This is a genomic window from Halosimplex rarum, from assembly GCF_047715405.1.
GTDB classification, from domain to species: Archaea; Halobacteriota; Halobacteria; order Halobacteriales; family Haloarculaceae; genus Halosimplex; species Halosimplex rarum.
Genome location: NZ_CP180412.1, coordinates 4,220,119 through 4,243,306, shown reverse-complemented (window position 1 = coordinate 4,243,306; position 23,188 = coordinate 4,220,119). Strand labels below are relative to the sequence as shown.

Annotated in this window: 25 protein-coding genes and 1 tRNA gene; 12 read left to right on the top strand and 14 right to left on the bottom strand. The window is 70.3% G+C overall.

Annotated elements, in window-relative coordinates; all coding sequences use genetic code 11:
• Positions 1-39: 39 nt before the first annotated feature.
• From ACMGFH_RS20235 to ACMGFH_RS20225, 3 genes are all read left to right on the top strand, one after another.
• Positions 40-888, top strand: coding sequence for an ABC transporter ATP-binding protein (locus ACMGFH_RS20235; RefSeq protein ID WP_415380415.1), 849 nt, complete (start codon positions 40-42; stop codon positions 886-888).
• Positions 885-2,582 carry a hypothetical protein gene (locus ACMGFH_RS20230; protein ID WP_415380414.1) on the top strand — a complete coding sequence of 566 codons (1,698 nt, stop codon included), beginning with the start codon at positions 885-887 and terminating at the stop codon, positions 2,580-2,582. The genes ACMGFH_RS20235 and ACMGFH_RS20230 overlap by 4 nt, the downstream gene beginning before the upstream one ends.
• 62 nt (positions 2,583-2,644) lie before the next feature.
• Positions 2,645-3,409, top strand: a complete 765-nt coding sequence (locus ACMGFH_RS20225) for a proteasome assembly chaperone family protein (RefSeq protein WP_415380413.1) — start codon at positions 2,645-2,647, stop codon at positions 3,407-3,409.
• 7 nt (positions 3,410-3,416) lie between these two features.
• Here the strand turns inward: ACMGFH_RS20225 and ACMGFH_RS20220 are convergent, their stop codons facing one another.
• From ACMGFH_RS20220 to ACMGFH_RS20210, 3 genes are all read right to left on the bottom strand, one after another.
• Positions 3,417-4,094 carry a cob(I)yrinic acid a,c-diamide adenosyltransferase gene (locus ACMGFH_RS20220; protein ID WP_415380412.1) on the bottom strand — a complete coding sequence of 226 codons (678 nt, stop codon included), beginning with the start codon at positions 4,092-4,094 and terminating at the stop codon, positions 3,417-3,419.
• A 76-nt stretch (positions 4,095-4,170) separates the two neighbouring features.
• Positions 4,171-4,923, bottom strand: a complete 753-nt coding sequence (locus tag ACMGFH_RS20215; protein ID WP_415380411.1) for an adenosylcobinamide amidohydrolase — start codon at positions 4,921-4,923, stop codon at positions 4,171-4,173.
• Positions 4,910-5,959 carry a threonine-phosphate decarboxylase gene (locus tag ACMGFH_RS20210; RefSeq protein WP_415380410.1) on the bottom strand — a complete coding sequence of 350 codons (1,050 nt, stop codon included), beginning with the start codon at positions 5,957-5,959 and terminating at the stop codon, positions 4,910-4,912. Before ACMGFH_RS20210 ends, ACMGFH_RS20215 begins: the two co-directional genes overlap by 14 nt.
• Between ACMGFH_RS20210 and ACMGFH_RS20205 the strand changes: the two genes are divergently transcribed.
• Positions 5,958-6,098, top strand: coding sequence for a hypothetical protein (locus ACMGFH_RS20205; protein WP_415380409.1), 141 nt, complete (start codon positions 5,958-5,960; stop codon positions 6,096-6,098). The genes ACMGFH_RS20210 and ACMGFH_RS20205 overlap by 2 nt on opposite strands.
• On the opposite strand, the gene ACMGFH_RS20200 is transcribed toward ACMGFH_RS20205, so the two are convergent.
• A complete protein-coding gene (locus tag ACMGFH_RS20200) occupies positions 6,083-6,535 on the bottom strand; it encodes a hypothetical protein (protein WP_415380408.1) in 453 nt (150 codons plus the stop codon). The two genes, ACMGFH_RS20205 and ACMGFH_RS20200, sit on opposite strands and share 16 nt — an antisense overlap.
• Before the next feature lie 105 nt (positions 6,536-6,640).
• Between ACMGFH_RS20200 and ACMGFH_RS20195 the strand changes: the two genes are divergently transcribed.
• Entirely contained in the window at positions 6,641-7,273 is a 633-nt protein-coding gene (locus ACMGFH_RS20195) for a hypothetical protein (RefSeq protein ID WP_415380407.1), read from the top strand.
• Positions 7,274-7,281: 8 nt separating this feature from the next.
• Here ACMGFH_RS20195 and ACMGFH_RS20190 read toward each other — a convergent pair whose 3' ends face one another.
• From ACMGFH_RS20190 to ACMGFH_RS20170, 5 genes are all read right to left on the bottom strand, one after another.
• Positions 7,282-7,824: an NTP transferase domain-containing protein gene (locus ACMGFH_RS20190; protein WP_415383286.1), complete on the bottom strand. Its 543-nt coding sequence runs from the start codon at positions 7,822-7,824 to the stop codon at positions 7,282-7,284.
• On the bottom strand, positions 7,824-8,642 hold the full coding sequence (gene cobS / locus ACMGFH_RS20185; RefSeq protein ID WP_415380406.1) for an adenosylcobinamide-GDP ribazoletransferase: 819 nt from the start codon (positions 8,640-8,642) through the stop codon (positions 7,824-7,826). The genes ACMGFH_RS20190 and cobS overlap by 1 nt, the downstream gene beginning before the upstream one ends.
• Entirely contained in the window at positions 8,633-9,577 is a 945-nt protein-coding gene (cbiB, locus tag ACMGFH_RS20180) for an adenosylcobinamide-phosphate synthase CbiB (protein ID WP_415380405.1), read from the bottom strand. The genes cobS and cbiB overlap by 10 nt, the downstream gene beginning before the upstream one ends.
• Entirely contained in the window at positions 9,574-10,203 is a 630-nt protein-coding gene (locus tag ACMGFH_RS20175) for an HAD family hydrolase (RefSeq protein ID WP_415380404.1), read from the bottom strand. Before ACMGFH_RS20175 ends, cbiB begins: the two co-directional genes overlap by 4 nt.
• A 587-nt stretch (positions 10,204-10,790) precedes the next feature.
• A complete protein-coding gene (locus ACMGFH_RS20170) occupies positions 10,791-11,222 on the bottom strand; it encodes a hypothetical protein (RefSeq protein ID WP_415380403.1) in 432 nt (143 codons plus the stop codon).
• A 172-nt stretch (positions 11,223-11,394) separates the two neighbouring features.
• Between ACMGFH_RS20170 and ACMGFH_RS20165 the strand changes: the two genes are divergently transcribed.
• Complete coding sequence (locus ACMGFH_RS20165; RefSeq protein ID WP_415380402.1) at positions 11,395-12,180, top strand: formate/nitrite transporter family protein; 786 nt, start codon at positions 11,395-11,397, stop codon at positions 12,178-12,180.
• 322 nt (positions 12,181-12,502) lie between these two features.
• On the opposite strand, the gene ACMGFH_RS20160 is transcribed toward ACMGFH_RS20165, so the two are convergent.
• Positions 12,503-12,576: transfer RNA gene (locus ACMGFH_RS20160), tRNA-Tyr, on the bottom strand.
• Positions 12,577-12,734: 158 nt separating this feature from the next.
• Between ACMGFH_RS20160 and ACMGFH_RS20155 the strand changes: the two genes are divergently transcribed.
• From ACMGFH_RS20155 to ftsZ, 3 genes are all read left to right on the top strand, one after another.
• Positions 12,735-13,328 carry a double zinc ribbon domain-containing protein gene (locus ACMGFH_RS20155; protein ID WP_415380401.1) on the top strand — a complete coding sequence of 198 codons (594 nt, stop codon included), beginning with the start codon at positions 12,735-12,737 and terminating at the stop codon, positions 13,326-13,328.
• Between the two features lie 253 nt (positions 13,329-13,581).
• Positions 13,582-13,773: a ribbon-helix-helix domain-containing protein gene (locus ACMGFH_RS20150; RefSeq protein WP_274325293.1), complete on the top strand. Its 192-nt coding sequence runs from the start codon at positions 13,582-13,584 to the stop codon at positions 13,771-13,773.
• A gap of 3 nt (positions 13,774-13,776) precedes the next feature.
• Positions 13,777-15,033 (top strand): cell division protein FtsZ, encoded by a 1,257-nt coding sequence (gene ftsZ / locus ACMGFH_RS20145; RefSeq protein ID WP_415380400.1) that lies wholly within the window; start codon positions 13,777-13,779, stop codon positions 15,031-15,033.
• A gap of 248 nt (positions 15,034-15,281) precedes the next feature.
• Here ftsZ and ncsA read toward each other — a convergent pair whose 3' ends face one another.
• A complete protein-coding gene (ncsA, locus tag ACMGFH_RS20140) occupies positions 15,282-16,301 on the bottom strand; it encodes a tRNA 2-thiolation protein NcsA (protein WP_415380399.1) in 1,020 nt (339 codons plus the stop codon).
• A 64-nt stretch (positions 16,302-16,365) separates the two neighbouring features.
• Positions 16,366-18,003, bottom strand: a complete 1,638-nt coding sequence (locus tag ACMGFH_RS20135; RefSeq protein WP_415380398.1) for an ATP-binding protein — start codon at positions 18,001-18,003, stop codon at positions 16,366-16,368.
• Between the two features lie 105 nt (positions 18,004-18,108).
• Between ACMGFH_RS20135 and ACMGFH_RS20130 the strand changes: the two genes are divergently transcribed.
• Together ACMGFH_RS20130 and ACMGFH_RS20125 are read left to right on the top strand one after the other, a co-directional pair.
• Positions 18,109-18,807 carry a hypothetical protein gene (locus tag ACMGFH_RS20130; RefSeq protein ID WP_415380397.1) on the top strand — a complete coding sequence of 233 codons (699 nt, stop codon included), beginning with the start codon at positions 18,109-18,111 and terminating at the stop codon, positions 18,805-18,807.
• Positions 18,808-18,979: 172 nt separating this feature from the next.
• Positions 18,980-19,291: a HalOD1 output domain-containing protein gene (locus tag ACMGFH_RS20125; RefSeq protein ID WP_415380396.1), complete on the top strand. Its 312-nt coding sequence runs from the start codon at positions 18,980-18,982 to the stop codon at positions 19,289-19,291.
• Between the two features lie 225 nt (positions 19,292-19,516).
• Here ACMGFH_RS20125 and ACMGFH_RS20120 read toward each other — a convergent pair whose 3' ends face one another.
• Entirely contained in the window at positions 19,517-20,608 is a 1,092-nt protein-coding gene (locus tag ACMGFH_RS20120; RefSeq protein WP_415380395.1) for an aminopeptidase, read from the bottom strand.
• A gap of 147 nt (positions 20,609-20,755) precedes the next feature.
• Between ACMGFH_RS20120 and cysK the strand changes: the two genes are divergently transcribed.
• Positions 20,756-21,709: a cysteine synthase A gene (gene cysK, locus ACMGFH_RS20115; protein ID WP_415380394.1), complete on the top strand. Its 954-nt coding sequence runs from the start codon at positions 20,756-20,758 to the stop codon at positions 21,707-21,709.
• Positions 21,710-22,262: 553 nt separating this feature from the next.
• Here the strand turns inward: cysK and ACMGFH_RS20110 are convergent.
• Positions 22,263-23,057, bottom strand: a complete 795-nt coding sequence (locus ACMGFH_RS20110; protein WP_415380393.1) for a class I SAM-dependent methyltransferase — start codon at positions 23,055-23,057, stop codon at positions 22,263-22,265.
• Positions 23,058-23,188: the final 131 nt, after the last annotated feature.

Genomic DNA, 23,188 nt, shown 5'->3' with positions numbered 1-23,188 from the left:
TCCCTACCAACTAAGAGTTAGACGATCGAAACGTCGGCAATGGTTCCCGACGACCGTCTCGACGGCCCCGCCATCGAGACGACCGATCTCACGAAGCGCTTCGGCGACGTGCTCGCCGTCGACGGGCTGGACCTGTCGGTCCCTCGGGGAGACGTGTACGGCTTCCTCGGGCCGAACGGCTCCGGGAAGACGACGACCATGCGCATGCTGACGACGCTGACGCGACCGACCAGCGGCTCGGCGAGAGTGATGGGCGTCGACGTGACCGACCGGCGCGAGTTGATCTCGGTCGTGGGTTACCTCCCCGAGGAGCCCCCGCTGTTCGACGAGCTGACCGCTCGCGAGCAACTGCGCCACGTCGCCGCGCTGCACGACCTGCCGCGCGACCGCTCGCGCGAACGCATCGAGCGCTACCTCGACCGCTTCTCGCTCGCCGGCGAGGCCGACCGCCGGCTCGAAGGCTTCTCGACAGGGATGCGCAAGAAGGTGGGCCTGATCGCGACCGTGCTCCACGACCCACCCGTCCTGTTCCTCGACGAGCCGACGAGCGGGCTCGACCCGCGCGCCGCTCGCACGGTCAAGGACCTCATCGCCGAGCTCTCGGGGGGCGAGACGACGGTCTTCCTCTCGACGCACATCCTCCCGGTCGTCGACGAGCTGGCCGACACCGTCGGCGTGCTCCACCGCGGCGACCTCGTCGCCGAGGGGCCGCCCGACCGGCTCAAACAGCGCGCCGAGCGCGGCGAGGCCGGTTCGCTGGAGGACGTCTTCCTCGAAGTGACGACCGACCACGCCGACGAAGCGAGCGCGACGGCGGTGGAGCCGAGCGGCGCGGGCACGGGCGACGTGGAGGGAAGCGACGCGAGCGAGGCGGACGCACAGCGATGAACCTCGGACACAGCCTCCGCCTCACCCGGATCGACGTGCGGCGGATGGTCCGCAAGCGCACCGCGCCCGACAACCGGTTGTCCTCGGTCGTCTCCGTGGGGCTGTACGCCCTGCTGACGCTCGGGCTGACCGCGGGCGGCGTCTGGGGCGGTCGCGCTCTCGGCCGCGCGCTCGTGACCGGATCGATCGAGTTCATCCCGACGGCGACCGCGACGGCCGCGCGGGGGTTCGTCGGCGTCGTCTGGGTCCTGCTCGCCGTCGTCTTCGCCATCCGCGCGGTCGGCCAGCGCGGGACTCTGACCAACGCCGAGGGCGTCCTGACGGTCGTCCCCACGGCCGAGGCGTACCTCGGGCTGGTCGCCAGCGAGTCCGTCTACCTGCTCCTCTGGACGCTGCTCCCCGCGACCGGCGCCGGCGTGGGCCTGGCGCTCGGCGGGGAGACGCTCTGGCCCGCGGTGGGCGTCCCGCTCGCTGTCGCGCTCGCCGGCGGGACGGCGGTCACGGTTGCCTTCGCCCTCGGACTCGCCGCTCGACACGTCATCACCCGGTTCCCCTTCGTCGCCCGGCACAAGACCGGCCTGATCGCGCTGGCGTTCCTCGTCTACATGGCCGCGATCGTCTCCGGGTCGTTCAACCAGCTCGTCGGCGCGCTGTTCGAACCGATGGCCGCCTCCCCCGTGGGCTGGTACGCCGATCTCGCGCTCTCCGGGCTCCCCGGCGTCGCCTTCGAGTCGACCAACGCCATCGCCGTCGCCGGCGGCTCCGTCGTCCTCGCTGCCGTCGCCGTCGCCGCCGGGACCTGGGTCGCCGGCCGTCACTGGTTCGCCGACCCCGCCCTCGCCGGCGAGAAGGATGACGAACCACCGGCGGCCGAAGGCCCGACGAGCGCCGACCCGATCGCGGCGACCTCCGACGACAGGCTCGCCCGCTGGCTCGAAGCCGTCGTCGACCGGCCGACCGCAGCGCTGATCACCCTCGCGTGGCGCCGCGCCGCTCGCGCGCCGCTGAAGCTCATGTACGCCGCTTACCCCCTGTTCTTCGGGACCGGCGCGTTCGTCGAGATCATCCAGACGGGGCAGATTCCGGTCTACCTCCCCTATGGGCTGCTCGTGTTCGTCGCCTGGGCCGGCGGCGTCGTCTTCACGCTCAACCCGCTGGGCGACCAGGGGTCGGTGCTCGCGACGACGCTGCTGAGCGAGGTGACCGGCCACCGCTTCGTCGGCGCGCACGTCCTCGCGGGCTTGCTCGTCGTCGTCCCGTTCGGAACAGCGCTCGTCGCGATCACGGCCGCCCTGAGTCCGCTCGACGCCCGGTCGGCCGCCATCCTCACCGGCCTCGCGCCGGTCTCGATGATCGTCGCCGCGGCCCTCTCGGTCGGCATCGGGATGGCCTTCCCCCGCTTCGAGGCCACGAACGTCACCCGCTCGATGGAGGCCGTCGTCCCCAGCCCGTGGGCGTTCCTCCTCTTCAGCGTCCACGTCGTCCTGACGACCCTGTCGGCGCTGTTCGTCGGCCTGGAGTTCGCCCGCTCGGTCGGCGCGGACCTGCTCTCGATCGTGCTCCCGTTCGGTCTCTCGGTGTCCGCCGGGACCCTCTACGCGATCAGCGCCGTCGCGCTCGTCGTCCTGTTGCTCCTCCCCGCGCTCTCCTATCGCTACGCCGTCCGCTCGTTCGACGGGTACACGATCGCGTGAGAACGGGGCGCCCGGCCGTTGCGCGCGGAGCTATCATGGTCCCCGGGTGCGTCTGTGAATCCATGGTAAACGGAGCGGAAGCGGCGACCTTCGAGGCGGTCGACGAACTCGACACGGAGGGGTCGACAGTGCTGGTCGGACTGCCCGGTCTCGGACTGGCCGGCGTCATCGCGGTCGGACACGTCACCGACGAGCGCGGTCTGTCCCACCGCGGCCACTTCGCCTCCGAGAAGTTCCCCCACGTCGCGACCTACGCCGAGGGACGGGTCCGCGACTCCGTCCGGGTGTACGCCGACGGGGACCTGACGGCGCTCCAGGCGGACCTGGTGTTCCCGCCGCGCTCGCGGGGTCCGCTCGCGGAGGGCGTCGTCGAACACCTCACCGACGGCTGCGAACAGGTCGTCGTGCCCGTCGGCGCGCCGGCCGAGTGGGTCGACGAGCACGGCGAGGTCACCGCGGTCAGCACGACCGACGGGCTCGAACGGACGCTCCGCGAGGCGGGCGTCCCGCCGGCGCCGGGCGTCGGGGCCATCGGCGGGCCGGCGGGAGCGGTCGTCGACGCCTGTGCTCGCGAGGGGGTTCCCACGGTCGCGCTAGTGGTCGGCGTCGAACCGTACCGTCCCGATCCCGCGGCGGCGAGCTCGCTCCTCAGCGAGGGGCTGGCGCCGCTCGTCACCGACGAATTCGACACGCGCACCCTCGACGCGAGCGAGGAGGCGCTGGTCGCCGAAATGACGGAGATGGCGCGACAGATGCAGCGTATCGAGGCCCAGGAGGGCTTCGAGCGACCGCCGCCCGAGGACGACGAGCCGAGCATGTTCCAGTAGCCCCGCCTCAGAACTCGGTTCCCTTCCGTGCGCTGTGACCCGATTCGATGGGGTGAGCCTCCTTGCCGACCTCGGTCACCAGGTCGGCGAGTTCGGTCACGAATTCGGGTCGTTCGTGGCCGCCGGTCAGGACGAGTTCCAGGTCGTCGGGCTTCGACTCGACCAGTTCGCGCACCTCGTCGGGATCGACCAGACCGCGATTGCCGGCGTAGCCGATCTCGTCGAGGATCAGCATGTGGACGCCCTCGTCGGCGGGCGCGTCGGCGTCGAAGGGGGTCGAGAGGTCGGCCTCGCCGGCCGCCTCGACCAGTTCGCGAGCGCGTTCGAGGCCGCCCTTCGCGCGGGCGGCGTGCTCGTCGTCGTCGGTGCCGTCGTGGAAGCGGTGCCAGCCGTAGTGGCCGCTGTTCTCGTAGGAGAAGCCCGGCAGGGCGTGGATGGCGTTGTACTCGCCGCGGACGTCTTCCACAGTACTCGTGCCGCCCTTCATGAACTGGAGCATGTGGACGCGGTAGCCGTGGCCGGCGGCGCGCAAGCCCATGCCCATCGCGGCGGTCGTCTTGCCCTTGCCGTCGCCCCACCAGACCTGCACGAGGCCGAACTCCTCGGGTGCGGCCGGTTCGATCGCCTGCGGTTCGAGCGGGTCGTCGCCGGCCTGGCCTGCGTCGTCGACGTCGTCTGCTGTCATACGCGGACCGACGACCCCCGGGCCCGTAGCCGCTTCGACACGTCGGCAGGGCTCGCCGCAGACGGTCTACGGTCTGTCACCCGTCCACTCGCGAGACCGTCGCCTCGCCCCGGGAGACGACGCCGTAGTCGGCGGCCGACACGGACTCGGGGATTTCGTCCCCGCTGTCGCCGCTCTCGTCGACCCCGCCTTCGCCGCCGTACCGCGCCGCGAGACTCGCGCGGACGGCGTCGCGGACGCAGACCCGCGCCGCCCGCCCAACTGGCGTCGCGCTCCCGGCGAACGCCGCCGTCTCGCCCGTGGAGTCGCTCCCGACGACCACCGCGTCCGACGTCGTCCCGGTGAACCCCGTCTCGGCTAGCATGGTCGCCGTCTTCGCCTCGACGGCGGTCGAAAGTAGCGTCGCGAGCGCGCCGTCGGCCAGCGCCCGCGTCGTCCCGACGACGAGGTTCACCGTCCCCGTCCGCGGCGGGCCGTCGCCGCGGTCGCCGTCGGCCGCGCGCCGCTCTGTGACCTCGCCACCCATCGGAAGCACCGCGGGATTGGACACGCCCGTCGTCGCGACCACCTCGACGCCGTCCAGCCGCGCACGGCGAGCGTGCCGTTGCTCGACGCCGGTCAGCATCGCCGGTCCGGCCGCCTCGAACCCCGCGCGCTCCCGTCGCTCGGCGACGTACTCGGCCAGGTCCGTCCGGTCGAACCCCTCGGGGACGGTAACGTTGTACGCGGCGTCGGCCGTCTCGTATCCCCCCGAAAAACCCGTCGCGAGCCAGCGCATGCCCGGCCGGCGAGCGCACAGCACGCCCGCCGAAATCTCACTCTCGAACATCCAGCGCCTCCAGCAGTCGGTCGTGCTCCTCGGGGCGCCTGACGGCGACGCGGACGTGTGAGTCCAGCCCGCGGAACGAGCGCGCGTCCCGGAGCGCGATGCCCGCCTCGCGCGCCGTCGCCAGCGTCTCGTCGACCCGCGCCGCCGACCCGCAGTCGAGCAAGAGGAAGGGGGCGGTCGAGCGCTCCAGCGGCGGCCGAGGGGAGTACACCTCGAATCGCTCGTCCGCGTCGAAGACAGCGCGCAGTCGCTCGCGTTCGCTCGCCACCCGCTCGCGCGTCGCCGCGACGAACTCGTCGCGGGCGAGACAGTGCGTTCCCACCGCAGCGGCGGGCCAACCCACCCCCCACGTGAGCGACGCCGTCTCGACCCGGTCGCGCAGGTCGCCCGTCGCGACGGCGAAGCCCGCGCGCAGCCCGGGCAGCCCGAACAGTTTCGTCAGCGAGCGCGCGACGACGACGCCGTCCGTGCCCGCCAGCGAGCGGCGGTCGGTGAAACCCAGGAACGCCTCGTCGACGAGCAGCGGCGTGCCCGCCGCGCGACAGCGCTCGGCGTACCCCCGCAACGCGTCCTCCTCGTAGGCGTCGCCCGTCGGGTTGTTCGGGTTGCAGACGACCGCGAGCGCGAACTCGCCGGGGTCGCGGTCGAGGAGCGCGTCGTGGGCGACCGCTACCGGCTCGCCGCCCTGAAGTTCGATCTCACGGGCGTACTCCCCGAAGCTCGGCGCGGGCACGAGGACCCGGTCTCCCGGGTCGACGGTGACCGCGACGGTCAGTCGGATCGCCGCGAGGCCACCCGCGGTCGGGACCACGTCGTCGGCGTCGCAGTCGACGTACTCGGCCGCGGCCGCGCGGTACTCGGGGTAGTCCTCGGGCGGGTAGGTACGCGACTCGTCGAAGGCCGCGGCGTAGGCCTCGCGGGCGCCCGCAGGTACCTCGGGGTTGACGTTCGCGCTGAAATCGAGCACGTCGGGGTCGTCGCTACTCCCGTGGGTGACCTCCCGCCCGGCGAGCCGCGCGACGGCCTCGCTGTCCATGTCACTCCGGTGGACCAGCGGCGACAAGAAGGTCCCGTTCGGGATCCGCTGGCGGGAACGGTCGCCCGCACAGCCGCTCGCGGGCGTCGCGAGCGGCGTCTCGGCCGCCCAGCCGACGCGCCGCTACTCCCAGGTGTAGCCGAACGCCTCGGAGCTGCGGTCGATGTAGCGGTTCTCCAGCACCTCGCTGGTCGTCCGACCGAGTTCGTCCATCGCCTCGTCGATATCTGCGCGGTCGGCCCGGTTGAGGCGCTCGTCCCAGGGCTCGGGGAGGTCGTCGGAAAGCGACGGCGCGAGATACCCCACGTCGCCCGCCGTCTCGTTCCAGTAGAAGTCCAGCGCGGCGACCAGTCCCAACTCGTGGGCGGCTTCAAATTGCTCGTCGGAGAGGTAGGCGTTGTCGGCCCACTCGAGGAAGGCGTCCTCCCAGGCGCCGTCTTCGAGGAACTCCGCGAGCGCCTCGCGGCGCCCCTCCTCGCCGGTCCTCGTCTCCGGTTCCTCGACCGCGTCGTAGTCGCCCGGGTCCTCCGCGGCGTCGAGTCTCGGCGGGTCGGGTACCTCGGGGTCGAATGCCATACCACACCTTGGTCGGTCAGCGCATTGAGGGTTTCCCACGGCCCCACGCCCGTCAGCGGTCGCCAGGCGACAAAGCACTTACCGGGCCCGGGAGTGGCGGCCGCCATGCCCTCCAGACGGTCGGTACTCGCGAGCGTCTCGCTCGGACTCGCCGGTGGACTCGGGGGCTGTCCAACACTGTCGGACACGGACGACGAGTCGGAGAGAAGCCCGACGGACCGAACATCGAGCCCGCCCCCCTCGGCAGTCGAGCCGACCGCGACGGTCACCGACAGCGAGCCACCGGCTACCGAAGAATCCCTCGGGAACCTGCCGGAAGAGTGCGTGACAGACGAGTTCACCGGCTTCACCGGAACCACGCCTGTGCCGGTCCCGGAACGTCCGGGCGACCCGACGCCGGACGCCGCGGTCGCGTACGCCCGGGAGTACGAGCGCTACTACCTCGCGTACCGTGCGATGGACGATCTCGGTCCGCAGACGCCCGACGGCCGAACCGGGCTCCCCGCGCACGACTTCCCCGGCGTCCGACTGGACGAGTCGACCGCCGAAGTACTCCGGAGCGGCGACGACCGCGTCGTCGTCAGACTGGCGTACGACCGCGTCTTCGAGGGGGAGTCCCGCGGCGAGTTCACGGTCGTGTACGCCGTCTCGGCCGATCGCACCGTCCGGGCAGCGACCGATGGACGCGTCGCACCGGGTCCGGACCCGCTCGACGACGGCTACGTACAGCGGTGTTGACCCGCGAGCTACTGCAACAGTCGCTCGGCCACCGCGGCGTCCTCGCGGCGATTGACGTTTACCGCGAGTCTCGCGTCGTCGCGGACGACCGTCTCGTCGGCGCCGTCGCCGACGACGTTGACCCCTGTCGGTGCGACTTCCTCGCCCTCGTGGACGAACTGCGCGTCGGCGCTCACGCCGATGGCGCTCTTGAGGAACGTCGGCACCGCGACGGTCACCGACCCACCCTCGTGGGCGTCGAGGACGCTATCGACCACGTCGGCGTCGAGCAGCGGGAGGTCCGCGGCGACCGTCAGCACCGGCTCGTCGATCCGGTCGTCCGCGAGCGCTTCCTGCAGGTCGGCGACGTAGCCCTCGCCGGCCGTCTCGACGGTCGGACAGTCGACGTGAGCGGCCGTCTCCGGTGCGTGCGGGGACACGACGGCGTAGACCTCGTCGATCTGACTCGCTTCGAGCGCCGCGATCACCCGGTCGACCATCGGCTCGCCGTCGACCCGGAACAGGGGCTTCTCGACGTCGGCGTCGAGCCGCGTGCCCTGCCCGCCGCACATCACCAGGGCGTCCACTGGGTCACCTCCCCGAGTCCGATCGGCGCGTCGACGCCCGCGTGCCAGACGACGAGCGCGGCGTGGAGCGCGGCGACGCGCGCGAGTTCGTTCGCGGCGCCGACCACGTCGCCGGTCACCCCGTCGAGGCGGGCGCGGGCCCACCACAGCAGTCCGAGCCCGACCGCGAGCGCGCTCGCGAGGGTCCCCGCGGCCGCGAGCGACGGCAGCGTCAGGACAGCGGCGGGGACGGCGAGCGCGAGGGGGACGAGGAGACCGCGCGGCGGCGTCTCGTCGGCGACCGCGGCGCCGAAGCCGTCGTGGGCCGCCGAGCCGAGCGCGACCAGCGTCGCCATCGCGAGTTTCGCGGCCACCTCGGCGGCGACGACGAGCCCCGCAGCCGCGGCGAGCGGGAGCGCCGCGAGTCCGACCGCACCGAGGGCCAGCCCCGTGACGACGACGGCGACGGCGAGCGTCCCGCCGACGCCGAGGACGGTGTCGCCCATCACCTCGCGCCGGCGCTCGGCGTCGCCGTGGACGACCGCCGCGTCGCCGAGGTCGGCGACGCCGTCGAAGTGATTGATCCCCGTCAGCGCGACGACCGCGAGGACGTACGTGAGCGCAACCGTCACTGCAGGGACGGGGAGCGCGAGCGCGACGGCGACCGGGACGGCGACCAGCGCGCCGAGGACGTACCCCGCAATCGGGAGCGTCCACGGCGCCGTCCGGAACGCCTCCCACGCGCGCTCGTCGCGGCCGACCGGGAGCCGCGAGAGGAACCCGAGGGCGCCGCGCAGCGCCGTCGGCGCCTCCCTCAGCCCCACGTCACCACCCCCGCAGCGAGATACGCCAGGCCGCCCGCGACGCCCACCCGGCGAACCGCCCGCTCGGCGTCAGCGACCGACGGCAGCGCCGGGCCGCCGTCGAGTTCGTAGACGCCGGGCTTGACCAGGCGGACGTTGAGCGCCGCGGCGACGGTCCCCATCGGCCACCCCGAGTTCGGCGAGGGGACTGCGTCGAGCCAGCGACGCGCGTTCGCGAGCGACCGCGGCGCCAGGAACGCCGCTGCGATCAGGACCGCGCTCGCCCGCGCGGGCACCCACATCACCGCGTCGTCGAGTCGCGCCGGCGCCCACCCGACCGGCTTCGACCGGTAGCCCAGCATCGAATCCATCGTGTTGACTGCCTTCACCCAGGCCGCGCCGGCCGCGCCGAGCGCTATCCCGAGTACGGCGGGATCGACGCCTGGGCCGGCAGCCGGGCCTATTCGCGCGCCGGCGACGGCGAGGACCGCGAACGCGCCCAGCGGCGCGACCAGCCCGTCGGCGAGGTTCTCGGCGACGCTCTCGACGACGGCGCTACGCACCTCGCCGGCCGAGAGCGCCGACGCGTCCCTCCCGGCGAGGGCCCGTAGCTGTTCCCGGGCGGCGTCGATGTCGGTCTCGCTCGCGGCCGTGACCCCGCGGCCGACGACGAGCAGTCGCCGGAGGCTCGTCGTGACGAACAGTGCGATCCCGCCGGCGACAGCACCCGCCAGCGGTCGCTGGAGGGCCGCCACGCCGACGAGCGCGCCGACGGTCAGCGCCGCGCCGAGCGGGAGCGTCGCGGTCGCGAGCGCACCGACGAGGCGCGGACGCGACCACGAGCGGTCGAGCGGTGCGACCACCCGGCCGAACCAGGCGACCGGGTGGAGCCGCGTCGGGGGTTCGCCCGCGACGGCGTCGAGCGCGAGGGCGACCCCGACCGCGGCGGCCGTCACCGAGATCGTATCGCCTCCAGCTCGGTCGGGAGGTCCCGGAGCGAGACGTCCGAGAGGAGTATCGGCGTCGCGCCGGCCTTACTCGCGGCGCCGTCTGTCGCCGGGTCGTCGCCGACGTGGACGAGTCGCTCGGTCGGCGTCTCCAGCGCCGCAGCGACCGCCTCGAACGCCCGCGGATCGGGCTTGCGCCAGCCCGAATCCACGCTGGCGACGACGGCGTCGAACCGCTCCGGGTCGATCGTCGACCGGTCGAGCGCCCGCTCGACCAGTCCTGTGACGCTACAGTTCGAAAGCACACCCACCGTTCCGTGTGCCGCGGCCGCGTCCACGGCCGCCTCGGCACCCTCGCGCGTCTCCACGGCCCCGTCGAACGCGGCTCGAACGGCCGCCTCGACGACGGCCTCGTCGGCGTCGACGTCCCGACTCGCCAGCGCGGCGGCGACGTGGTCGGATAGCGGCGTCTCCCGACCGGGGTCGACGGCGACCTGGGGCTCGCGATAAGCTCGCACCCAGTCGTCGGGGACCGCGACGCCGCGCTCGCGGAGTTCGCGACCGACGGCGTCCGCCGGTTCGTCGGGCCGCTCGACGGCGACGAGCGTGCCGAACAGGTCAAACGATACCACCACGGCCCCCCCATCGCCACGGGTCAACTTCAACGATTCGGACTGTTCATCAGAGTTAGGGGCCGCTATCTGGCGTATCGCAGCGGGTGTCCTGTCCGACGCGTTGGCCGGGGAATAAATGTGTGCCGCGTGGGCCGGAGGGCCCCGGTCACATGGGGTCGGGCCGCGCGCTCGGCTTCGGGCAGGCCGAGTCGTCGCGGAGCCGCACGGACGGCCGTCGTCAGCGGTCCGCGCCGTCCGCGTCCATCCACTTTGCCCGTCGGACGTCGTATTTCCCACAGGCGGGACAGGTGTGATACTGTACGTCGAACTGCGCCTCGCAGTCGACGCAGATGTACGGGTGCGCCTCCGAATGCGACAACCCTGAAGCGCGTTTGGCCCGTTCCAAGACGCCCATCGTGACCAACTGATCACGAGGCCGCATCCACTAAAAAGAGCGAGGATAGTTTACATCCGCCGAAAACGGCGGCGTCGTCCGTCCTCGGCGCCCTGACGCCGGTTTCTCGCTCGAACAGCTCGCGGACCGATCCCGCCGCCATCTGCCGACGAGTCAGACGGGCCCACCGGCGAGTCAGACGGGTCCGACCCACTCACTCCTGGTCGCGGTCGTTCCGCTCGCCGCCGGTCCGGTCGCTCCCTTCGTCGCCGCCTTCGGTGACCGGGACGCGCGTCGGCCCCTCGTCGCTCCCCCTGGGTGAGCGGCGGTCGCCCCCACTCGACGAGCGGCGGTCGCCGTCGCCCCCGACGGGGATCCGGTCGCGGACCTCGTTCGCCAGCGACTCGACGCGGTGGCGCACCGTCGACGCCTCCTCCTCGAAGCGCTCGACGTTCCGGTCGACGCGGTAGACCCGGTCCCGCGGGATCTGCTTCATCAGGTCGTTGCCCTCGTCGTCCGAGCCCGACCGGAGCATCCAGTGGTCGCGCGCGTACACGACCTCCTCGTTGTCGACGGTGACCTCGGTCGTCCCCTCCTCGGGGTCTTCGTAGACGATCGTCGCCTGGCCGAGTTCGATTTCGTCCATACCTCCCGTTCGGGCCCCAGCGGTTTACGCTCGGTGGCGACTGGGTTTACCGCTCCGGGGAGACCCGCCGCGGGGAGAACGATATCGGCGTCCCGGCCCGCACTCACAAGAGCGATCTGGGGCGCTCTATCGCCGGGTAGTGGCTTTTCCGCTCGGAGACCCAATTCGAGACGTGTCCCCTCGAACGCCGGACGAGATCTTCGAGCGGTCGGTCGAGGAAGGCGAGCGTCGCCTCGATCAGTCGGTGCTCGAACTCGTCTCGACGAGCTTCATCGCCGGATTCACCATCGTCTTCGGCGTCGTCGCGCTCGGGATCGTCGAAGCCTTCGTCGAACCCACGCTCGGCCACGTCGCGAAGGTCGCCGGCGCGCTCGCGTTCGGCGTCGGTCTGGTCTTCCTGGTCGCCGGCCGGACCGAGCTGTTCAACGAGAACTTCGCCGACCCGGCCGCGGCCGCCGTCGAGCGTCCCGGATTCTCCGCGGTCCCCGCGCTGGCCCGCCTGTGGGTCGTCACGTTCGCCGTCAACGTCGTCGGAGCGTGCCTGTTCGCGCTCGTCTTCGCGGTCGAAGGGGCGATCCCACCGGAGTCGACGGAGATCCTGCGGACCATCGCCGAGGACACGGCGAGGCGCACGCCGATGGCCTGGTTCGCCCGCGGCATCGCCGGCGGGGCGCTGGTGAGCCTGCTCTCCTTCCTCATAGTCGCCGTGCGAAGCGACGGCAGCAAACTCTCGCTGACGTACGCAGTCGGCTTCATGCTGGCGCTCGGCCCCTTCGACCACGTCGTCGTCTCCCTCACACACGTCGTCCTCGGGATCTACCTCGGCGCCGGGATCGGCCTCAGAGCGCTCGGCGCGATGACTGCAGTCGTCACCGTCGGCAACCTCGTCGGCGGTCTCGGCCTCGTCACGGTCACCCACGTCACCCAGGGGATGGGCGCCGAGAAGTCCGACGAGTGAGGACCCGCGCGAACCGCGCGTCGGAGGCACCGACCGCCGCTATCGACCGGCTCTGTGGGGAGTGGCCGAGAGCGCGCAGACGCCCGGGACCGAGCGGGCGAACTGGACGCGCCCAGTCCCGGGCGCTCAGGGATCGTCCGACAAGAGACACACGCGGCGCTCGCGAGCCAGGGGCGCGAGAAGTATCCGCCCTCCCCGATTTGAACAGATGAGAGACGTTCCGACCTGTGGCGCGCGAAGTGCGCCGTTCCGGCACTGTGACTCTCGTGTTCAAATCGGTTCGGGAGAGACGGTTCACTGCTCACTTCGTCCGCGGGAAAAGTCCGCCCTCCCCGATTTGAACGGGGGGCAAGTCGATCTACAGTCGACTGCTCTACCAGTCTGAGCTAAGGGCGGACGCACATGCAGGTAGCCGCTGTACTGGACTTAACCGTTTTGACTTCCGTCGGGGATGAGAGTGTGAACCAGCCCCACGACGGCCACCGATCGGCAGACGTGCGTCAGACACGCGGGAAGATTGAAATACCCGGAGAACGACGACTACGACGAGCCGAATGAGCAAGATCACCTTCCGTGCGGACGACGATCTCATCGAGCGACTCGAGGAGTTCGACGCCTCGAAGAGCGAGATCATGCGGGAGGCCTTGCGGGAGTACCTCGACGACGCGTCCGACGCGCAAGCGAGCGCGACGACGTCGACCCCGGGCGCCGACGCGACCGAGGAGGCCGACTCTCTCGACGCCCTCGTCGCCGAGCGCGTCGACGCCATCGTCGCCGAGCGTCTGGACGGCGCGTTTACGCCATCCCAGCCGCAGGATATCAACGTAAACATCGCTCTCGACGGCGAACGCGCCGCCTCGGCCGACGCGTCGGACGCGTCCACGTCGGCGACGACAGACGCGTCTAACACGGAACGAGGTCGTAAGACGGGCGGCGAGACGGACGAAAACGCCCTCGAAACCGAGTCCCGCCCGTGCACGCAATGCGGCGAGAACATCTCCGCTGGCCACGTTTACTGCCCGAACTGCGGAGAGAAGGCGTCCCACCGGGTCTTCTGCGACTGCGGGGACGAACTCCGGTCGGACTGGGCGTTCTGCCCGGGCTGCGGTCGACGCACCCCGGCCGCCGACGTGCTCGACCAGACGTGATACGCCGTAAACGCGCGATAGCGCGCGTTAAACGCCGTAAACGCGAGAGTGTATGACGGTCGCCGCAACCTTTATAATGCCACACCCAGATGTAATGCTTGCGTAAGACGGTCGTCTTACACGGGCCGAAGCGCGGACGTGTGACCCGCGCCTTCGTGCGATTACGTCGGATAGGACGGCGATGCCGCCGTGTAAGACGAACGGACGGACTCGTCCGCGAACGCCGTCTTACCCAAGGGGAACGATCAAAAACATGGAGCGTGTGACACTACGGATTCCGAAGCAGCAGATCGAAGAGGTCGAGCGAATGGTCGAAACTGGGGAGTACCCCAACCGGAGCGAGGCGATCCGGGCGGCCGTCCGCGAGAAACTAAATGAGCAGGACGGGGGCAAAGAGCGCCCGTCGGAGAAGCGAAAGCGCCGTAGCTGGCAGCAGAGGGCCTGATCGATGCAGGACATCGTCAAGGAGGCCCTCGAACGAGACGAGCAGGAACAGCAGCAGATGGACGAGACCGAGGGCGATGGATTCGGTGACCCGCGGATCGTCATCGTCGGCTGCGGTGGCGCCGGCAACAACACCGTCAACCGCCTGTACAACATCGGCGTCGACGGTGCCGACACGGTCGCCATCAACACCGACAAGCAGCACCTGCAGATGATCGAGGCGGACACGAAGATCCTCGTCGGCAAGTCGCTGACGTCCGGCCTCGGCGCCGGTGGCGACCCCGAGATGGGCAAGCGCGCCACCGAGATGGCCCAGGGTACCATCGAGGAAGTCCTGGGCGACGCCGACCTGGTCTTCGTGACCGCCGGCATGGGTGGCGGGACCGGTACCGGTGCCGCCCCCGTCGTCTCGAACATCGCCAAAGACCAGGGCGCGATCGTGGTCGGCATGGTCTCGACGCCGTTCAACGTCGAGCGCGCCCGCACGGTGAAGGCCGAGGAAGGCCTGGAGAACCTCCGCAGCGAGGCCGACTCCATCATCGTGCTGGACAACAACCGCCTGCTGGACTACGTCCCGAACCTGCCCATCGGCAAGGCGTTCTCCGTGATGGACCAGATCATCGCGGAGACGGTCAAGGGCATCTCGGAGACGATCACCCAGCCCTCGCTGATCAACCTGGACTACGCCGACATGACCGCCATCATGAACCAAGGTGGCGTCGCCGTCATGCTCGTCGGCGAGACCCAGGACAAGAACAAGACCGAGGAGGTCGTCAAGGACGCGATGAACCACCCGCTGCTCGACGTGGACTACCGCGGGGCGACCGGCGGCCTCGTCCACATCACTGGCGGCCCCGACCTCGCGCTGAAGGAGGCCGAGGGCATCGCGCAGAACATCACCGAACGCCTCGACGCGAGCGCGAACGTCATCTGGGGCGCGCGCATCGAAGAGGAGTACAAGGGCAAAGTGCGGGTCATGGCCATCATGACTGGCGTCAAGTCCGCGCAGGTGCTCGGCCCGACGACCCAGAAGCAGGCCGACAAGTCGCGGCAAGCGCTCGACGACGTGGACGACGCGTCCTTCGACGCCAGCCAGAACATCGACACGGACTTCGGCAACGAGGCCGGCGGCAGCGGCGGTAGCGGCGGCCGCGGCGGTGCGGGCGGCAGTGCCGGCGGCGACCCCGGCTACGGCCACACGGACGGCGGCCGGGACAGCCTCGAGAAGAACAACGGTCTGGACGTCATCCGTCCGGACTGACGGCTCCCGGGTCGACCGACTCCCGCTGGAGACCCCTCCACAACTCCCGGGACCGCTCGACCCACTCTCTCTTTCGGTTCCACCCGCCGAGTGACGACGCCGCCCGACGCGTCGGACACCGCTCGACCCACGACCCGTTCGGCGACCGCTTCTCGGCGCTCTACTGGTTCGTCAGACACCGACCGACTCGCCTCACGGATTCACCGACGCGTCGCGACTCGACGGGAGAACAGTCGCCGTGCCGTCGGTCAGGCCGCTTCGAGCGCGTCCAGCAGGTCGCACTTCCGACAGATCTCGCGCCCCGTGGGCGCCCCGCAGATATCGCACTCGCCGTAATCGGCCGGCTCGGTCGCGCCGAACGCGCTCGCGGCGAGCGCGGCCAGCTTCTCGTAGCCGGCCATGATCGAGTGGCGCGTCCCCGGGTGGTTCTCTTCCATCCCGAGGAGTAGCTCCTGGACCTCGCCGCGGTAGGCCTCCTCGGCGTGGGGACACTCGGTGATGTGGGCGGGCAGGTCCTGCAGGTGCGCGTACAGGGCGACTTCCTTCTCGGGCACGTCCCTGAGCGGTTTCGCCCGCGGGACGTGGTGGTCCTGTGGCTGGCGCGGCCGCTCGGTCGGATCGACGGGGTCGTCGACCGGGTTCCCGTCGCGGTCTTCCTCCGGGAACGGCCCCAGCGAGGCGTCGTAGTGGCTGGCCATCTGCCGGACGTCGCCCTCGAAAAAGTTCATCAGCGCGGTCTGGGCCTCGTCGTCGAGGTTGTGGCCGGTGAAGAGCTTGTCCGCCCCCAGCTCCTCGGCGTAGCGTTCGAGGGCGTCGCGGCGGAAGACGCCGCAGTATGCGCAGGCGGCCATCCCCTCCGGGTCGTCCTCGACGACGTCGTCCATCTGCACGCCGTACTCCTCGGCGTACGAGACGACCTCGTGGCGGATATCGAGGTCGGCGGTGAGTTCCTCGCAGGCGTCGAGCGACTCGTCGCGGTACCCCTCGATCCCCTCGTGGATCGAGAGGGCGACGAGGTCGATCCGCGGGTCCTCCGCGAAGGTGTCGTGGAGCACCTGCGTGAGGACGACCGAGTCCTTCCCGCCGGAGAGCCCGATCACCCACGTGTCCGGGTCCTCCGGCGTCGCCGACCGCGGGATCAGGTTGTCCTCGCGGACGCGCCGGCGGACGCGGGTCTCCACCGTCCGACAGAAGTGCTCGCCGCAGAGGTGGAGCCCCGAGTAGGCGGCGTGCATGACCGCCTCCGACCCGCACTTGTCGCAGTCCATCGAGCGAAGGTATCGGAGCGAGCGGCGTCAGGGTTTCGTTCCCGGTCGGGCGTGACTGGAGGAGCTACGCCTCGCCGCTGTCGCCGTCGGTGGGCGGTTCGCAGGGGACGGTCACGGTCACCGTCGTCCCCTCGTCGACGTCGACGGCCACGTCGCCGTCCGCCCAGTGGACCAGCCAGTTGACCAGCCACAGGCCCAGGCCCGCGCCGTGTTCGGTCGGCGTCTCGACGAACCGCTCGGTGAGGACGCGCCGCTCGACGACCGGCATCCCCGGGCCGTCGTCGGCGATCGTGAACCGCGCCGAACCGTCCGCGATCGTCGCCGCGATCCGCACGGTGGGGCCGTCGTCGTTGTGGACGATCGCGTTCCGGGCGAGTTCGTCGAGGACGACCAGCAACACGTCCCCGTTGGGCAACACCGCCGGCTCGTCCGGGTGGTCGGTCTCGACGGTCGCGTGCGGGAACTCCTCGACGAGGGTCGCCGCGACCTCGTCGACGACGGCGTCGACCGAGCGGCGGACCGACTCCTCTGGCCTGGCGCCCAGCGATCCCTCGATGGCCCGCGCGTGGTCGGCCAGATCGAGCAGCGACTCGCCGCGCCGGCGGATGCGGTCGGCCTCGACGACGGTCGTCTCGTCGTCGGTGCGCTCGGCGATGCGGTCGGCGTTGCCGACGACGACCGTCATCGCGTTCCGGAGGTTGTGCCTGAGCACGCGGTTCAGGACGATCACCTCCGTCCGGCGCTGGGCGAGCGTCTCGCTCAGTTCGTTGAACTGCGCTTCGAGTTCCGTCCACTCGGTCGCGCCGGTGAGGGCGACCGTCGACCCGTAGTTGCCGTCGACGAGCGACCCGACGCCGCGGTGCAGGCGCTCGATGTTCCCGACGAACTCCCGGTAGAGCCAGGCGCCGAACAGCGCGATAGAGAGGAGGACCAGCCCGAACGCGCCGGCCTGGGCCATGGTCACCGTCCACAGCTGGGACTCGAAGGCGGCCTGGGTCGTCGTCGCCGAGACCGTCCACCCGGTCCCCGTCACCGTCCGGTTCGCGGTGATCACGTCCACGTCGCCGCCGACCGGCCCCGCCGCGTACACCGTCGATCCGTTGGCTGCGATGCGGATCCCCTGGTCCGGCCCGGAGTTCTCGCGGACTATCTCCTCCAGGTCGCCCGCTTCGATGTGGAAGGCCGCGTTGAACGCCGCGACGACTCTGCCGTCCTCGTACAGCGGCGTGCTCACCGTCACGATGAAGTGTCCCGTTTCTGCCCGCACCGGGTCGCTGACGTACGTCTCGCCGGCCATCGCCCGCCGGAAGTACGTCCGCCCGGCGAAGTTCCGTCCGACGACGGACTCCTGTTCCGCGGCCGAGAGCCCCTGGGAGTGCAACGCCGTCATCGTCCCGTTGGCCGCGATGACGGAGGCACCGCTGAACCCGGTCGTTCTGACGAACGAGTCGAGCCGAGCCTGCTGGGAGATCGACCCGTGGTCGACCAGCGCGGGCGCCTCGACCCACAACTGGACCTGCCGCTGTTTCTCCGCGAGCACGGTGTCGAGCTGCGTCGCGACCGACTCGGCCGACTGCGACAGTTCGTCGCGCTCGTGGTCGGCGACCGCGTCGCGGTAGAGGACGAACCCGGCGAGCGTCGTCGCTGAGAGGACCAGCGCTAGCACGGCGAGCGCGACCGCGAACCTGGTCCGGAGTCGCATCGCCTATGCTTGACCGACCGGGTCCTTAAACCTCCGTACCCGCGGCGTCCTCGGGGGCGACCCGTCGAGAAACCGTTTTCCCCCTCCGAGAGCTACCGGTTACCCATGACCGACCTCTCTCGCGACGAGGCCGTCGCCCGCGTCGAGGACCTCGTCGCCACTGTCGAAGACGACCGCATGCCCGTCCCCGTCCGCGAGATATGGGTCTTCGGCGACGTGACACTCGGTCTCGACCCCGTCGAACGCCTCGACGTCTACCTCACCAAGGACATCCTGCTCGGCGACGACGGCGACACGGACCCCGACGACCTCGCCCTCGGCGTCGACGGCATCGGCGAGACCGTCCGCGCCGACTGGGCCGCCGAGTACCCCGAACACGTCCGGACCAACGCGAACGGCTACGCGGCCCCCGAGAAGTGCCTGGCCGCCCACCTCGTCGACGACGACGAACCGGTCCACCTGGAGGTGTGCAACGCCAGCTTCGACGACAACGTCACCCAGCGGCTAGAAGGCGCACTCGCTACCGGGAACTACGAGAACATCCTCGACCCCCGCGGCGCCTGTCTGTGGGTCGGCGCCGAGTCGAGCGGAGCGGGGCGAGGCTCGTCGGACGAGTCCGACGGTGGGCGACGCAGCGAGGACGCCTTCCAGAAGCTCCGGGACGGCGAGTTCGTCCTGCCGACGCTCTCGGGCGCCCTGGAGATGCTCGGCGCCGAACCGGACGTCGCCGAGGAGGCCGCCGCGGCGGTCAAGCGGTACCGCGAACGCCAGGAGGGCGCCACGGTTCGCGGCGACGTGGTCTGATCGGATCGCGTCTCGCCTGTCCACAGCCGCACGGTCCGCTCCGAGGACGCGATCGGACCGACCCGGATCAACCGGTCCTATTTACCTCCTTTTTCGGCCTGATCTGTTTTTTCGGGGTATAGGCGGTGAATAACAACGTAGTGTCCCAGTAATTGGCAAGTAGACCGAACGTATGAGTCAGGCAACTCGACGCATGGACGAGACCGACCCGGGGTTCGTAACGACCGAGATCACCGACGACCAACCGATCACCCAGGTCGTCGTCGAGGCGGTGGCGACGGTCGACGGGGTCGAACCGACCGACCTCTCGACGCAACTGTACGACAGCGTCGATCCGGAGGCGCTCGACGCCCTGTACGACGCCGCGGACGACCGGGACGAGTCGCTGCGCGTCTCGTTCGCCTTCCACGGGTACGAGGTCTCGATCGTCAACGGGGACCGGATCACCGTCCGTCCCGCCGTGACCGACGACCGCTCGTCCTGAGATCCGTCACTCGGATACTCGGACACCGCGAGTTCTCGGAGCAATCGGCCGGGTAGCCGGGGGCTCGCTCCCGGGTACTGCGACCGCAGCGAACAGCGAGCGACTCGCTTCGCTCGTCACGACCGCACCAGTCGAAAAATGCAGTCGGCGAATCCGCGGTTACTCCTCGCGGGTCACTCCGTTCCCCGCTCGGATGTCGGAGGTCCTCGCTCCGCTCGGACCTCCCTACTCTTCGAACCGGAAGGTACCGTCGCGCTGGACGACCTCGCCGTCGACCTCGATCCGGGAGTCCTCGCTCATGTCGACGATCATGTCCATGTGGACCGCGGAGTCGTTGCCCTCGCGGTCGTCGCGGTCCTCGGGGACGTTCTCGTCGATGGTCCGCCCGAGCGCCATGTGGACGGTGTCGCCCATCTTCTCGTCGAACAGCATGTTGTAGGTGAATCGGTCGATGTCGCGGTTCATCCCGATGCCGAGTTCGCCCAGTCGCTTCGCGCCGGGGTCGGTGTCCAGCACCGCGGCGAGCACCTCCTCGTTCTTCGCGGCCTCGAACTCGACGACCTCGCCGCCCTCGAAGACGAGACGGACCTCCTCGACCTCCCGACCCTGGGCCATCAGTGGCATGTCGAACAGGACCTCGCCCTCGACGCTGTCGGGGACGGGCGCGGTGAACACCTCGCCGCCGGGGAGGTTCTTCTCGGCGTAGTCGTTGACGGGGACCATCCCTTCGACGCTCATCGTCACGTCCGTCGTGTCGCCCGAGACGATCCGGACCTCCTCGGCGCCGTCGAGGATCTCGACCAGGTTCGCCTGGAACTCGCGCTGTTCGTCCCAGTCTTTCGTGACGGCGTCGAACACGAAGTCCTCGTAGGCCTCGGTGCTCATCTCCGCGTCCTGGGCGTTGCCCGGCGCGGGGTACTGCGTGCCGACCCAGCGCTTGCCCATGATCTCGTCCTGGAAGGGCTTCATGATCTGCGCGAACGCGGCGTTTTTCTCCGGCGGGATGTCGCCCGTCTCGTGGGTGTTGCGCGACGCGCGGATCGTGATCGCCACGTCGATCGCCTCGGCGACGGCCATCAGCGTCTCCGACGGTTCGTCGTAGTCCTCGGGGTCCATCGCTCGCATGAACGCCCGGCGAGTGCGGCCGGTGCCGCCGAACGTGACGCTGTGGGCGCCGCGCTCGCCGATGCGCTCTTCCAGCGCGACGACCAGGTCTTCCGCCTCGGGCGACGCCGAGATCAGCACCTCGTCACCGGCCTCGATCCCGACCGAGTGGTCGACGATGACGTCCGCGTGGTCCTCGACTCGTGGGTCCATACCGGCTGGTCACCCAGCAGCCAATTAACAGTTTCCAGAACGGCGATTCTGCAAGCGATCCGACAGCTCGCCGCCGGCGAAGGGGACGACAATCCCCCCGATGTTGAGGGCGCCAGCAAATCCGTCGCGAGCGCCTACTTCGGGACGATGGAAATCGCAGACGACATCGCCGCGGAGATCGGCGACACGCCGCTCGTGTGGCTGGACTCGTTCGCCGACAACCTCGCGGGCAAGGTCGAGTCGTTCAACCCCGCGAGTTCGGTGAAAGACCGCATCGGCGCCGCGATGCTCGACCGCGCCGAGCGCATGGGTCACCTCGACGACGACACCACCGTCGTCGAGGCCACCAGCGGCAACACCGGCATCGGCCTCGCGATGGCCTGCGCCGCCCGCGGCTACGACCTCGTGCTCACCATGCCCGAGTCGATGAGCGAGGAGCGCCGCTCGCTCCTCTCGGCCCTCGGCGCGGAGGTCGTCCTCACGCCCGCCGACGGCGGCATGGACGGCGCCATCCAGGCCGCCGACGCCATCGCCGAGGAGCGCGACGGCGTCGTCGCCAGCCAGTTCGAGAACATCGCCAACCCCGAGGCCCACCGCGGCTCGACCGGCCCGGAGATCTACGAGGACACCGACGGCGAGATCGACGTGTTCGTCGCCGGCGTCGGCACCGGCGGCACGATCACCGGCGTCTCCGAGTACTTCGAGGAGGAGCAGGGCGCCGATCTGGACTCCGTCGCCGTCGAACCCGCCGACTCGCCCGTCCTCTCGGGCGGCGACGCGGGATCCCATTCCATCCAGGGCATCGGCGCCGGGTTCATCCCGGAGATCCTCCGGACCGACCTCGTCGACGAGGTCCGCGCCGTCGAACACGAGGAGGCCGTCCAGACCACCCGGAAACTCGCCCGCGAAGAGGGTATCCTGACCGGCGTCTCCGCCGGCGCCGCGCTGGCCGCCGCGGCCGAGGTCGCCCGCGAACGGCCCGACGACCTCGTGGTCGTCGTCCTCCCCGACACCGGTGAGCGCTACCTCTCGACGGACCTCTACGAACCCGCGAACGTCAGCTACTGGGAGTCGAACGAAGCCGCTCCCGCCGACGACTGAAATCGAAACCCCGGGGATCTTCTTTTCGGCGCGCGCTGTCGAGCGGTGCGAGGCGTGAGCGAAGCGAACGCCTCGATGCGAACGGGGAGCGAAGCGACCCGTGAGCGTGCCGAGCCCTGCGAGGACCGCGAGTCGAAGCCGTGCGAGGGGCGAGTAGCGCAGGGAGCGAAGCGACCGAGCAACGCAGTCGGTTGGGGAGGCGTGAGGCGCGGTGCTGTGCCGTGTGGTTCCGCTGTCCCTGGCGGACTGAAAGGGCGAGGTGTGCTCGCGATGAGCGAAGCGAACGGAGTCGCCTGCGCGGGCACTATCCGAACGCAGTGAGGATATCCCGCGTGGTTCGAGAGACGCCTACGGCGTCTCTCGTCATCCCGAAAATCTCCGATTTTCGGAGACAGCGACCGCGAGCGCGCCGAGGGCTTTCAACGCCTGTTGCTCACTGCGGTAGAAAGCACTGCCAGCGAGCGCGCCGAGGGCTTTCGTCACTTGCTGTCCACTGCGGTTGATGTCGTTTAGTTCGAGTCGAGAGCACCAAGGCAGCGTTCAAAAGATACGGCTACACCCGACCCACGGTCACGAAGAACGGCACCGTCTCCGTGCGCACGTACGACCCGGCGCCCATCTGCGAGACCACGTCGCGGCCCATCGCGCGCCACGCCGAGCGCAGTTCGTCGTACTCCCCGGCGGTGGTCTCCCCGGAGAGGATGGTCTCGCGGTCGTCGGCCAGGCCTTCGCCGGTGACCTTCCGGCGGGCGGCCTCGACGGCGGCCTCCGAGTAGGGCGGGGAAACGACGCGCTCGTGGTCGTAGCGGCGGGTCGACACCACGTCCAGCCCCGCCTCCTCGAACACGTCGCGCGCCCTCGCACCCATGGTCACCTCCGTCTCCACCCCGTCGAGGAAGCGCTCGCGCGCCCGGCGAGCGAGCGGGGGTTCCGCGTCGACGGTCGAGTCGACCGTCACGGCGCCGTTGTCCGGCTCCACCGCGGCGACGAGATCCGACGACGCTCTGGCGAACTCCCGAACAGCACCGACGGGGTCGGGCAGGTTGATGAGCAGCGCCTGGCAGACGACCAGGTCGAAGGCGTCCGCGACGAACGGCAAACGCGTGGCGTCGGCGCGCACGACCGGCGCGAACTCGCCGGCGACCGAGAGCAGGTCGGGGTCGACGTCGGCGCCGACGACCTCGGCGCCGCTCTCCTCGGCGAGGACGCGGGTCAGCTCGCCGGTGCCGCAGCCGACGTCGAGGACGCACTCGCGGCTGTCGAGTTCGAGGTCGGCGAGCGCCTCGCGGGAGTCGGCCCACATCCCCTCGCGAGTGGTCTCCAGGTAGTCGGCGCTGAACTGTCGCACTGGCTGGCCAGTCTGTCCGCCGGGGGCAAATGCCCGTCGGTCCGGGCGGGAACTCGGCGGATCGGTTCCCGGCGCGGCACCGTTCACGGGCGCGGATTTCCGAGACGAGTAAGGATAAGTAGTGGCTGCCC

What these genes read in the sequence shown, in the direction of transcription:
- cysK (WP_415380394.1), top strand. Translation starts at nt 20,756, where the DNA reads ATGGAAATCGCAGACGACATCGCCGCGGAGATCGGCGACACGCCGCTC.
- ACMGFH_RS20210 (WP_415380410.1), bottom strand. Translation starts at nt 5,959, where the DNA reads ATGGACAGCGAGGCCGTCGCGCGGCTCGCCGGGCGGGAGGTCACCCAC.
- ACMGFH_RS20150 (WP_274325293.1), top strand. Translation starts at nt 13,582, where the DNA reads ATGGAGCGTGTGACACTACGGATTCCGAAGCAGCAGATCGAAGAGGTC.
- ACMGFH_RS20130 (WP_415380397.1), top strand. Translation starts at nt 18,109, where the DNA reads ATGACCGACCTCTCTCGCGACGAGGCCGTCGCCCGCGTCGAGGACCTC.
- ACMGFH_RS20205 (WP_415380409.1), top strand. Translation starts at nt 5,958, where the DNA reads ATGTCACTCCGGTGGACCAGCGGCGACAAGAAGGTCCCGTTCGGGATC.
- ACMGFH_RS20155 (WP_415380401.1), top strand. Translation starts at nt 12,735, where the DNA reads ATGAGCAAGATCACCTTCCGTGCGGACGACGATCTCATCGAGCGACTC.
- ACMGFH_RS20125 (WP_415380396.1), top strand. Translation starts at nt 18,980, where the DNA reads ATGAGTCAGGCAACTCGACGCATGGACGAGACCGACCCGGGGTTCGTA.
- ACMGFH_RS20235 (WP_415380415.1), top strand. Translation starts at nt 40, where the DNA reads ATGGTTCCCGACGACCGTCTCGACGGCCCCGCCATCGAGACGACCGAT.
- ACMGFH_RS20120 (WP_415380395.1), bottom strand. Translation starts at nt 20,608, where the DNA reads ATGGACCCACGAGTCGAGGACCACGCGGACGTCATCGTCGACCACTCG.
- ACMGFH_RS20215 (WP_415380411.1), bottom strand. Translation starts at nt 4,923, where the DNA reads ATGTTCGAGAGTGAGATTTCGGCGGGCGTGCTGTGCGCTCGCCGGCCG.
- ACMGFH_RS20230 (WP_415380414.1), top strand. Translation starts at nt 885, where the DNA reads ATGAACCTCGGACACAGCCTCCGCCTCACCCGGATCGACGTGCGGCGG.
- ACMGFH_RS20170 (WP_415380403.1), bottom strand. Translation starts at nt 11,222, where the DNA reads ATGGACGAAATCGAACTCGGCCAGGCGACGATCGTCTACGAAGACCCC.
- ftsZ (WP_415380400.1), top strand. Translation starts at nt 13,777, where the DNA reads ATGCAGGACATCGTCAAGGAGGCCCTCGAACGAGACGAGCAGGAACAG.
- ACMGFH_RS20135 (WP_415380398.1), bottom strand. Translation starts at nt 18,003, where the DNA reads ATGCGACTCCGGACCAGGTTCGCGGTCGCGCTCGCCGTGCTAGCGCTG.
- ACMGFH_RS20195 (WP_415380407.1), top strand. Translation starts at nt 6,641, where the DNA reads ATGCCCTCCAGACGGTCGGTACTCGCGAGCGTCTCGCTCGGACTCGCC.
- ACMGFH_RS20200 (WP_415380408.1), bottom strand. Translation starts at nt 6,535, where the DNA reads ATGGCATTCGACCCCGAGGTACCCGACCCGCCGAGACTCGACGCCGCG.
- ACMGFH_RS20220 (WP_415380412.1), bottom strand. Translation starts at nt 4,094, where the DNA reads ATGACAGCAGACGACGTCGACGACGCAGGCCAGGCCGGCGACGACCCG.
- ACMGFH_RS20225 (WP_415380413.1), top strand. Translation starts at nt 2,645, where the DNA reads ATGGTAAACGGAGCGGAAGCGGCGACCTTCGAGGCGGTCGACGAACTC.
- ACMGFH_RS20190 (WP_415383286.1), bottom strand. Translation starts at nt 7,824, where the DNA reads ATGTGCGGCGGGCAGGGCACGCGGCTCGACGCCGACGTCGAGAAGCCC.
- ncsA (WP_415380399.1), bottom strand. Translation starts at nt 16,301, where the DNA reads ATGGACTGCGACAAGTGCGGGTCGGAGGCGGTCATGCACGCCGCCTAC.